General features: G+C 58.7%; 5 protein-coding genes. All 5 read left to right on the top strand.

Features of this window, described 5'->3' with window-relative positions:
* Positions 1-6: 6 nt before the first annotated feature.
* The 5 genes from DYI22_RS00470 to DYI22_RS00450 all read left to right on the top strand — a co-directional run bounded on the left by DYI22_RS00470 (position 7) and on the right by DYI22_RS00450 (position 11,016).
* Positions 7-6,459 carry a non-ribosomal peptide synthetase gene (locus DYI22_RS00470; RefSeq protein ID WP_213476068.1) on the top strand — a complete coding sequence of 2,151 codons (6,453 nt, stop codon included), beginning with the start codon at positions 7-9 and terminating at the stop codon, positions 6,457-6,459.
* A 53-nt stretch (positions 6,460-6,512) separates the two neighbouring features.
* Positions 6,513-7,328, top strand: a complete 816-nt coding sequence (locus DYI22_RS00465) for an alpha/beta fold hydrolase (protein WP_213476067.1) — start codon at positions 6,513-6,515, stop codon at positions 7,326-7,328.
* On the top strand, positions 7,313-8,167 hold the full coding sequence (locus DYI22_RS00460; protein WP_213476066.1) for a hypothetical protein: 855 nt from the start codon (positions 7,313-7,315) through the stop codon (positions 8,165-8,167). The genes DYI22_RS00465 and DYI22_RS00460 overlap by 16 nt, the downstream gene beginning before the upstream one ends.
* The gene (locus DYI22_RS00455) at positions 8,164-9,267 is read left to right on the top strand and encodes an acyltransferase family protein (protein ID WP_213476065.1); all 1,104 of its coding nucleotides are present in this window, start codon (positions 8,164-8,166) and stop codon (positions 9,265-9,267) included. Before DYI22_RS00460 ends, DYI22_RS00455 begins: the two co-directional genes overlap by 4 nt.
* 192 nt (positions 9,268-9,459) lie before the next feature.
* A complete protein-coding gene (locus tag DYI22_RS00450) occupies positions 9,460-11,016 on the top strand; it encodes a hypothetical protein (RefSeq protein WP_213476064.1) in 1,557 nt (518 codons plus the stop codon).
* The last annotated feature ends 17 nt before the right edge of the window (positions 11,017-11,033 follow it).

The following is an 11,033-nucleotide window of genomic DNA, read 5'->3' as shown; positions in this document are numbered from 1 at the left end:
ACGCTTATGAATACAGCCGTATTGACTCACGTTAGCCGTCACGATCCTTTCAGATTCGGTGAACTGGAAGGCACCATCGAAACCACGGAGTCCCAACGGGAGGTATGGCTTGCCGCGCAGTTTGGCTCGGATGCCAGTGCGTCCTTCAATGAATCGGTTTTCCTGCGCTTGCGCGGCCCCGTCAATGAGCAAGCCTTGATGGCCGCCCTGACGGCACTGTGGCAGCGCCATCAGGCCGTTCGCGGGTGTTTCAGTGACGACGGCGAGGAAATGGTCATCTATCGCGATCGGCCGACGCCTGTTCATCTGCACGACTACGTTGCGTTGCCGGTTGGCGACAAACAGGCAGCGCTGGAACAGATTGCCAGGGACGCGGTGACCGAACCGTTCGACCTTTTTGATGGCCCCCTCGCCCGCTTTGATGTTATCCGTTTTGAAGCTACCGACACCCGCGTGCTACTCACGCTGCACCATTCGGTGTGTGATGGCTGGTCCCTCTATATCCTGGCCAGCGAACTGGGCGGTCTCTACAGCGGGGCGTGCGATCCGTCCCAATCAACGGGTCTGGAACCGGCACCATTGTTCAGCGACTACGCGCAGTGGGAGAGAAGCGAAGAGACCCGGGCCCTGAGGGAAGAGAGCATAGCCTACTGGACCCGGCGTTTCGCCGGCGGCATCCCCAGCCTCGAACTGCCCTGCGACCGGCCCAGGGCTCTGAGCCGAAGTTTCTCTGCCTATCGGCTCGACAAACCGATGCCGATGGACCTGCTCGGTGACCTGAAGAAACTGGCAGCGAAAAACAGCAGCACCATTACCACGACTCTGCTGGCCGCGTTTGCCGCCTACCTGAACCGTATATCCGGCAGTGAAGATATCGTGCTTGGCATCCCCTTCGCCGGACAGATGGCGAAAGAGGAACACAGCCTTGTCGGCCACTGCGTCAACATCATTCCGCTGTACCTCACCGTAACCGCGGAGGATTCGTTCAGCACGCTGCTCGCCAAAGCTCAGAAGAGCATGCTGGAAGCGTTCGAACATCAGTACCTGACCTACGGCACACTGTTGCAGACACTGGGGGTGGCGCGGGACCCTTCCAAGCCCCCGCTGGTTTCCGTGCTGTTTAACGTGGATCAGGCGAACGAATCGGATTTCCGCTTCGCTGGCCTGGATACACAGTTCGAATCCAACCCGCGTGCCTTTGAGAACTTCGACCTGAACCTGAACATCACCCTGTCCGATCGCGCAGCAATCATGGAGTGCACCCACAACCTGCAACTGTGGAATACCGGCACCATGGACCGTCGGATGGACGAGCTGTTGTTGCTGCTGCGCGAGGTGCTGGAACAGCCCTCGGCCAATCTCCAGCAGCTCGACCTGCTGACCGAACGGGATCGAGACCTGTATCAATCGCAATGGCAGGCGGTTCAGCGCGATTATGATCTCGCCAACACGAGCCTGCATGGCCTGATTGAATCCGCCGTTGACCGGTTCCCGGACCGAACCGCGCTGGTGTTTGAAGATACCCGGATCACCTACCGCGAGCTCGACGAGCGCGCCAATCGGTTGGCCCACTGGTTGATCGCGCGGGGCGTGGGTTCGGAGACCATCGTGCCGATTCTGATGGACCGTTCGCCGGAAATGCTGGTGGCCATCAATGCCATACTCAAGGCCGGTGGCGCGTATCTTCCTCTGGACCCTGAACACCCGCAGGATCGCCTCGCGTTTATCATTGATGAAGTGAAAGCGGCGTTTGTACTCACGCTCCAATCCCTGAGCAGCCGCACCCCGGCCACCGTTGAGGCGATTCCGATCGACGCCGGCGCACTCGACCTCAGCGCCATGCCCGCCGATCGGCCGCTACGGCCCTGCGCACCGGACCAGCTGGCCTACGTCATATACACCTCCGGCTCCACCGGCAACCCCAAAGGCGTGATGCTTGAACATCAGTCCATCTGCAACCACATGCTGTGGATGCAGGACACCTTTGACCTCGGTGAGTCCGACGCGGTCATGCTCAAAACGCCCTACACCTTTGACGTGTCGCTGTGTGAGCTGTTCCTGCCCCTGATGACGGGGACACCGCTGGTGATCGCGAAACCCGGCGGTCACAAGGATCCGGAGTATCTGGTGGATCTGGTGAACCGCCAGGGCATCACACACATTCATTTTGTACCGTCACTGGCCTACCTCTTCCTGGATGTCTGCGATCAGGCACGCTGCCCTACCCTGCGTCGTTTCCTGCTTACCGGTGAAGCGGTCAGCGCCGAACTGGAATCCCGGTTCGTCAGTAACTTCCCCGAGGCAGAATGCTGGAATCTCTATGGGCCTACCGAAGCCGCAGTCCATGCGAGCAGTTGGCTGTGCGGCCAGGAAGCGTCGAACCACTCGGTGTCGATCGGTAAAGCGCTGCCCAACACCCGGCTGTATGTCGTCGACAGCCAGATGAATCTGCTCGGGCCCGGTCTGGTCGGCGAATTACTGATTGGCGGCGTCCAGGTCGCCCGCGGTTATATCAACCGGCCGGAGCTGACAGCCGAACGGTTTATAGACGATCCGTTCTCCAACGAACCCTTCAAAGCGTACCGCACCGGCGATCTGGTCAAGCTGCGGGATGACGGCGCGCTGGAATACATCGGCCGCAATGACTTCCAGGTGAAGCTGCGGGGCCTGCGCATTGAACTCGGCGAGATCGAATCGGTGATCCTCCGTTACCCGGGCATCACACAGTGTGCCGTGCTTGCGCGAGAAGACCGCAAAAACGATCAACGTCTGGTGGCGTACATCGTCGCCAAGCCGCAACTGGCCAACTGGCTGTCGGACCTGAAAGCCCACATCGCCCAGTCGCTCCCGGACTATATGATGCCGCAGCATTTCATACAGCTGCCGGCGTTACCCCTGACCTCAAGTGGCAAGGTAGATCGCAAATCCCTGCCGGCACCGGACCTTACCATCAGCGAAAACAGCCGTTACGAAGCGCCCCAATCCCGACTGGAAGCCTCCCTGAGCGAACTCTGGGCCGGCATACTTGGCGTGCAGTCCGTTGGCGTAACCGCGAACTTTTTTGATCTTGGGGGCCACTCCCTGCTGGGCACGCAGATGCTGGCACAGGTGAAAACCCAGCACGGCGTCAGCCTTGGCCTTGGCAAACTGTTTGAAGCGCCAACCGTGCGCACCATGGCCAGGCTCATCGAGCAGAACCAGGCCAGCGGCCAGCAGGCCAGCGCCGTACAACCGGTCGACAGGGACACCGTGGTCTACGCCACGCCCCAGCAACAGGTCTGGTACCTGTACGAGAAAATCGTTCCGGAATCCTTTGCCTTCAACCTGCCCGCGATTTTCCGCTTCCAGGGTAACCTCGATGTCGCAGCGGTGGAACGGGCACTCGATACCATCATGCAGCGCCACGACATTCTGCGAGCCAACTTCCTCAATCAGGACGGTCAGGTTCAAATCGTCACCAATGACGAACGATCCCTTGCGCTGCCCGTTCAGCCGCTGTCAGCTTTTGGCGTGAATGAGGTGAGCGAGCTCGAAAAGGCCCTGAGCGATCAGGTGGCCGTGGGGTTCGAAGTAGAAACCGACGCTTTGTTCAACGCCCGGCTTATTGAGGTGAGCGAGCAGGATCATATTCTGTTCATTATGGTTCACCACCTGGTGTTCGATGGCTGGTCCTTCGATTTGCTGCTCAAGGAAATGTGTACGCTCTACAATGCCTATACCAGGGGGCTGTGCAATCCGCTGCCGCCGTTGCCCGTGCAGTTCCGGGATTATGCCCACTGGCAGCATCAATGGCTCGAAGGTGATGCCCTGGAGGCTCACCTGACTTACTGGAAAGAAACCCTCGGTGGCGAACTTCCCGTGCTGAACCTGCCACTGGATTTTGAACGGCCCTACGTTCAACCCCACCGCTGCAAGGGCGTCAAATTTTCGATTGATCAGGCGTCCGTGGAATCGCTTGAGGGCATGGCGGTGCGACATCAAACCACCGTCTTCATGGTTCTCATGGCCCTGTATGTGCTGATGCTCCACCGCTTCAGCCGGCAAACGGATCTGATTGTCAGCCTGCCAGTGTATGCCCGCAACCAGGAAGAGCTCAGCGGAGTTATGGGCCCACTGATCAACGCCCTGGCCTGCCGATTAAACCTCCAGGGCGTGCATACGCTGGACGGGCTCATTCGCCACGTGAAGGAAACCCTGCTCGGCGCCATGGAACATCAGGAGGTGCCTTTCGAATCAATCGTCCGCGCCATCAATCCGCCGCGTGACTCGTCTCGCAATCCGGTTGCGCAAACTCTGTTTAACTATCAGGACGTCCGCAACCGGCAGGACCAGATGGACGATATTCAGCGCTCCCAGATCAATCTCGACCGGGTGGGCGTCGAAACGGATCTGGACGTCTGGTTCAAACGACATCTGCACGGCATCGAGGCGGGCTTTGAGTACCCGGTAGAACTCTTTACACGTGAGACAATCGAGGCATTTGTGACCAGCTTTACCAACAGCATCAAGGCCATCGTCGACGCGCCGGAAGCCGCCCCCCTCGAGCGGTTCACCGGTGCAAGTGAGCATGAGCTGGCGTCGATTTCCGAATGGAATCGGACAGAATCGAAGTACCCGTTTGAGCAGGGTTTTCTGTCGGACTTCCAGCGCCAGGTCAGCGACAACCCGGACAACACCGCCTGCATTGCAGGGGAACACAGTGTCACTTACCGCCAGCTGGATCAGCGTGCCAATCAGCTGGCCCGTTATTTTGCCGACCATGGTATCAAACACGGAGAGATCGTCGCCCTGCTGCTGGAACGAAACCGGGACCTCCCTGCCACAGTCATCGCTTTATGGAAATTGGGCGCCGCCTATGTGCCGCTTGATCCCGCCTATCCCCAGGAGCGGATCAAGGCCATTCTGGACGTTGCCGAAGCCAGGACACTGGTGACCCATAGCGGGCACGCAGGTGCCTGTGAGGCGGTGGGGGTTCAACTCCTGGTTCTCGATCAAGACGCCGACGACATCAACAACACGGACTCCAGCGCCCTGGCAACGGCGCTGACACCCGAACAGTTGGCCTACGTTATCTTCACGTCCGGCTCCACCGGCGTGCCGAAGGGCGTCGAGATCAGCCACGGGGCACTGCATAACTTCCTCCGTGCCGTTGCGCGGGAGCCCGGCCTACAGGCGGACGACAGGCTTCTCGCCATAACCACGCTGGCGTTTGATATTTCCCTGCTGGAACTGTTCCTGCCATTGAGCGTAGGGGCGACGCTGGTGCTTGCCACACAGAATCAGAGCGCTGATCCCGGCCAGCTGACGCAATTGCTGGAACAGCACAGCATCACCACCCTGCAGGCCACACCCGCCACCTGGCGGCTTCTGGTCAATGCAGGATTCCAGCTTCAGGCTCCGTTGAAAGGTCTTATTGGCGGTGAAAAGCTGCCGGGAGATCTGGCCCAGCATCTGCTCGCGCAGGGGGTTGAGCTGTGGAATATGTATGGCCCCACAGAAGCAACGGTGTGGACAAGCTGTTTCCGGGTTTTACCCGATTCCGGGGGCGCTCTTCCCCGAATCCTGATCGGCCGCCCGCTCGACAATACCCAACTGCATGTGATGGATGAGCACGGCAACACCCTGCCAGTGGGTGTCTATGGCGAGCTCTGCATCGGTGGCCTCGGCCTGGCCACGGGCTATCGCAACAACCCTGCGCAGACCGCGGAGCGGTTTGTTCAGCATGCCAGTGGCCAACGCCTGTACCGCACCGGTGATCTGGCTCGCTGGACGCGGGACGGCTACATCGAGTTCGGCGACCGCATCGACAACCAGGTGAAAGTTCGCGGCTACCGGATTGAACTTGAGGAAATCGAGATACACCTGCGCACTCACCCGGCCATCGGAGACGCGGCCATGGTGGTGCAGGATCTAGGGGCGGATGACCATCGCCTGGTTGCCCATATTGTCTATCGCAGCCAGGAGCGCCCCACCAGCAGTGAACTGCGCAAGCATCTGCGCCAATTCCTGCCGGATTACATGATGCCCCAGCAATTCACCACCCATGATCAGTTACCCCTATTGCCTTCGGGCAAGGTGAACCGCAAGCACCTGGCGCAAATGACCAGTGGCCCGGCACCGGCCCGGGTAGCGGACCGTGCCCCCACGGAGACAGAGAAGCAACTGATGGACATCTGGAACAAACGGCTCAAGCGCGATTCAGTCGCGCTGGAAGACCAGTTCCTGGATGTTGGCGGTCACTCCCTGCTCGCCCTTCAAGTGATCATCGATGTGGAGCAGGCCCTGGGTGTTCGGTTGATGCCGCAGGATCTGTGGGTGAATACCCTTGAGCAGCTGGCCAACCTTGTGGAGCAGAAGCTGCCAGAGCGGACGGCGGATGGAGCAGCCTTGCCGGAAGCGGAAGACGCCCACCCCAAATCCGGAAGAACACTGTTCCGGCGACTGTTTGGCGCCCGTTAATAGGAAAACACGTTGATGGCCTGTCCGTCTGCCGGGCTCAACAGGAGTTGATATTGGAAGCGTTTTATTTCGGACCGTCTGAAAGCTACCTGTTCGGGGCGTTCCACCCGCGTCAGGGTGTCAACCGCAATGAAGCGGTGGTGCTGTGTTACCCGTTTGGTCAGGAATACATGAGAGCCCACAAGTCAGTGCGCCGGCTGGCGATCAATCTCTCGAGCCTGGGCTACCCGGTATTGCGGTTCGACTACCGCGGCACCGGAGACTCTGCCGGAAATATGGATCAGGTCAGTGCCGACCATTGGATCGAGGATATCGGCCACGCCATTCAGGAAGTGATGGATATGGCAGCGGTCAGCCAGGTTGCGTTGGTCGGTTTGCGTCTTGGCAGCCTCCTCGCCGCTCAGGCGGCCGCACGGAATTCTGCGGTGTCGCGACTGGTGCTCTGGGATCCGGTTACCGACGGTGGCGGTTATGTCGCGGATATCCGCAACGCCATTGCCGCCGCCGAAGGCGAAGGCAGTCGGTCCCGGATCATTACATCCGATGGCGCGCTGCACTTTAACGGCTTTTCCATGCCGGTGCCGTTTCAGGATACGCTCTCCGCGCTTCGGCTGGAGGATATCGCTCCCGCCCTGAACGTTTCCGTCGCCCAGATCGTTTCTCACGAAAATGATGAGTTTGCGTCATTAAGAGATCGGCTTGCTTCGCGCCGGGACTTTCACTACGAACTGGCGCCCGCGCCCCATAACTGGAACTACGTTGACCATGTGGGTGGCATTCTCTGGCCCAAGCCGGTGATCGATGCCATCGAACAGTATTTCGCCGAGGCCCATCTTCAGCACAAGGAGAGTTCATGCGTGAACAGGTAGTCATGGTCGGCGACGAACTTCCTCTGGTGGGTGTTTTAAGCGAACCCGAGGCCGACAATAACTCCGCGCCCAGGGTTGCGGTCGTTCTGCTGAACTCCGGGGTTATCCACCGTGTCGGATCCTGCCGGCTATCGGTCACACTGGCAAGAAGCCTGTGTGAGAAGGCGGGGCTGACCACGTTCCGCTTCGATTTTTCCGGCATCGGCGACAGCGACGCACGCAGAGGTACCCTGACAGCCGCGCAAGCGGCGGTTGATGAGGTTCAGGAAGTCATGGATTACCTCTCGGACTGGAAGCAGTTCGATCGTTACATACTGTATGGGCTGTGCTCCGGGGCGTTTGCCTCCTACCGTACTGCACTCAACGATTCCCGGGTCATGGCCACGGTTCAGCTGGACGGGTACTGCTACATGACCTGGAAAAGCTACGCGCTGTACTACGGGCCGAGATTGCTCTCGTTCTCCCGCTGGGGGCATTTCGTTCTGCGCAAACTGGGCCTCAGGAAGCAGAAAAAAGGAGTTGAGGTGTCGGGTATCGAAGAACGCTACTTTGAAGTGCCCGGGTTCGCCGGCTACCCACCCAGGGACGAGGTCCGGGACGGCCTACAGAAACTCAACGACCGCGGACTGCAAATGCTGTACGTGTTCTTTGGCAATGAATACTACGTGTACCAGAACCAGTTCGAGGATTGCTTCAAGCCGGTGGCTTTCGGGGACAACCTGACCGTCATCCACCGCCCCTACGCAACCCATATTCTCTCCGAGCCGGAAGACCGGGCCTCCGTGGTGGAATCCATCACCCACTGGGCCCAGGAGCTTGTCCGCCAGCCAAACCGATGATTCACCCGCCCCGCTCCGAGTTGACCGCACTGACCTCGCTGCGCGGTATTGCCGCCGTTCTGGTGATGTTTCACCACTTCATGAATGTGGTTCTGAAAGATCTCATTGATGCGTCGCCCACGCGGCTCATCGAAAAGTCATACCTTTGGGTGGACCTGTTTTTCATACTGAGCGGATTCGTGCTGGCGTACGTTTACCACACAACGTTTCAGCACGGTGTGAAAGGTCGTCTCTACCTTCGTTTTATCCAGGCCCGTTTTGCGCGGATATACCCGTTACACCTTTTCACTCTTGCCTTATTCGTGGCCTACGAGACCCTGCAGTGGTACCTCGACCAGTTGGGGGTGGCGGGCATGGACAACCTGTATGAACCCTTCACCGAGGGTCAGAGCCGATACACCCTGCTGACCAACCTGCTGTTGATCCAGACCATTCACTGGCGAGCCTACTGGAATGAACCGGCGTGGTCGATCAGTGCCGAATGGATGATCTATTTCACCCTGCCCCTGATGATTGTCCTGCTGTTGCGCCTTAAACCCCTATGGCTCGGGTGCCTCGCCGTGGGAGCGCTTATCCCACTGATCCTGATTGAATCCCATTTCGGGGATCTTGGGCTTTATTTCGCCGGCTGGCCGATGCTAGTCCGATGCTTTTGCGAAGCGCTGCTGGGCATCATCATTTTTCGCTGTTACCAGCAGGGCCTGCTCCTGAAGGTCGCGTCTTACCGTTTGCTGACGCCGGTTTTCCTGCTGAACCTCCTGATACTGGCGCTACCTGGCCCTGGTGTTCCCTCCGTAGTCGGTTTCGTCTGGCTGGTGCTGTGCGCTGCACGACTGCCGCAGAGCCAACCCCACCTACTGACCGCCCCGCTGTTCGTTTATCTCGGAAAGATCTCGTATTCGGTGTACCTGACGCACTGGCTGATTCTCGATATTGTCCGTGACGGCGCTCTCTTTCTCAGCGGCATTCCTGCCCACGACCTGCTCTCGCCCGCGGCCCAGGCGAGTACGTTCGTACTCATGGTGATCATCGTCATCGGCCTTTCGGACCTGACCTACCGCTACGTTGAGGCGCCGATGCGCGCCAGATTAAAACCGTAAAAGCCCAGGAAATGAAACCAGCATTAATCCATGCAGAGCCTGCATTCTGTCCCGTTTAAACGAATAAAAAATAGTTACATATAATCACAAAAACTAACCGACTGGCTTTGAATCCCGACGCTATATGCCATGCTTAAATGGCATGGGCATACTTTATTTCCGCGCTATACAACCACTGCAGAGGACGCTGTCATGGTCATGGTCAGATCCAATACGGTAGTACTTCTGTCATTAGCGAGCACCTTCATTGCCGGCTGTGCCACCCGCCCGGCGCCCGATGTGGGGGATTTTCCGCCGCCGGCGGCCGGGGATTACATTGAACACGTGATCGACAACAACGATCCGGCGTTTTACCTCGACGGAGAATGGAAACGCTCGACGGCTTCAGACGGTTTTGAAGGCCCTGACTATTTTGCCGCTCCCTCCGGCGACGGAAGTCTCGTGGCGACCTGGAACCTGAACCTCATCAAGACCTTCGACGTATACGCAAAGTGGACCACGCACCCGAATCGGGGTTCAAACGTTACTTACGTGATTCACCACCTGGATGACCGCGACAATCTGGTGACCGACTCGGTGACGGTGGATCAACGTGAGAACAACGGGCAGTGGTTCAAGCTGGGGACCTACCGCATGTCTGCCCTTACCGGCCGGGTCACGGTGAGCAATGATACTGACGGGTACGCCATAGCCGATGCCATTCTGTTTCGGGAACTGGGTGCCGTCACCGACGGAGAAGACGTACCCGACACCGGAGATTCCGACGGCGATGGCCTGGCAGACGAATGGGAAGTCCGCTTCGGGCTGGATCCGAACGATCCGTCTGACGCCGATGCGGATTTCGATAATGACGGCGTATCAAACCGCGACGAGTTCCTGCTGGGAACCGATCCTACGGTCAGCGATTCAGACGGGGATGGATTGCCCGATGGTTTTGAGGCCCAGTATGGCCTGGATCCCAGCATCAACGACCGCGACGACGACCCGGACGGTGACGGCCTGACCAATTACCAGGAGTTTCTGGCCGAATCGAACCCCAGTGATGAAGACAGTGGCCTTACCGGTACCAGCGTACTTCTGACCTGGGAAACGCCGACCGAACGCGAAGACGGAACGCCCCTGGGAGACGACGAAATCGTTCAGTATGAAATTGCTTACCAGCAGGCCACCGGCGCAAGGGAAACCAGCATCGACAACGAATCAGACCGTTTCGTCTCATATGGGAGTGACGGGTTTGATTCCAGCAGTACCGATGGATACCAGGGCGGAAACTATTTCACCATGCCCGCCGGTTCGGGTGAAGTTTCAGCGGAATGGAGTGCGGGGAACCTTTCCCCGGGCCTTAACTATGACCTGCATGCGAACTGGACGTCCCACCCCAACCGGGCGTCGAATGCCACCTATCAGCTTACTTACACTAACAGTGACGGTGCGCAAACCACCGAGCGCTTCACTGTGGACCAGCGAGAGGGCGGCGGCTCCTGGCAGGAGCTGGGGTCCTTCGAGACTGGAGACTCATCGCTGGTGGTGCGCATTAACAATGATGCGGACGGATATGTCATCGCCGACGCCATCCGCCTTACCCCGGTCGCGGGTGGCGGAGAATCCATCGTGGTGGAACGCCCCATCGACAACAGTTACGTGATCAAGAATCTCGCCGAAGGTCAGTGGGAATTCAAGATACGGGCGATCGATTCCGCTGGGCTAATGAGTGAGTACTCGGACGTGGAAACCCGTGCGGTAGAGTGACAGAGGCGGTGACGCGC

The organism is Marinobacter lipolyticus, from assembly GCF_018424605.1.
In the GTDB taxonomy this organism is placed as follows: Bacteria; Pseudomonadota; Gammaproteobacteria; order Pseudomonadales; family Oleiphilaceae; genus Marinobacter; species Marinobacter lipolyticus_B.
The sequence above is the reverse complement of the archived record's forward strand: the minus strand, read 5'-3'. Positions and strand labels throughout refer to the sequence as shown.

Bases quoted from the DNA above. Each gene is read 5' to 3' on its own strand.
- DYI22_RS00470 (WP_213476068.1), top strand. From the start codon at position 7: ATGAATACAGCCGTATTGACTCACGTTAGCCGTCACGATCCTTTCAGA.
- DYI22_RS00460 (WP_213476066.1), top strand. From the start codon at position 7,313: ATGCGTGAACAGGTAGTCATGGTCGGCGACGAACTTCCTCTGGTGGGT.
- DYI22_RS00455 (WP_213476065.1), top strand. From the start codon at position 8,164: ATGATTCACCCGCCCCGCTCCGAGTTGACCGCACTGACCTCGCTGCGC.
- DYI22_RS00450 (WP_213476064.1), top strand. From the start codon at position 9,460: ATGGTCATGGTCAGATCCAATACGGTAGTACTTCTGTCATTAGCGAGC.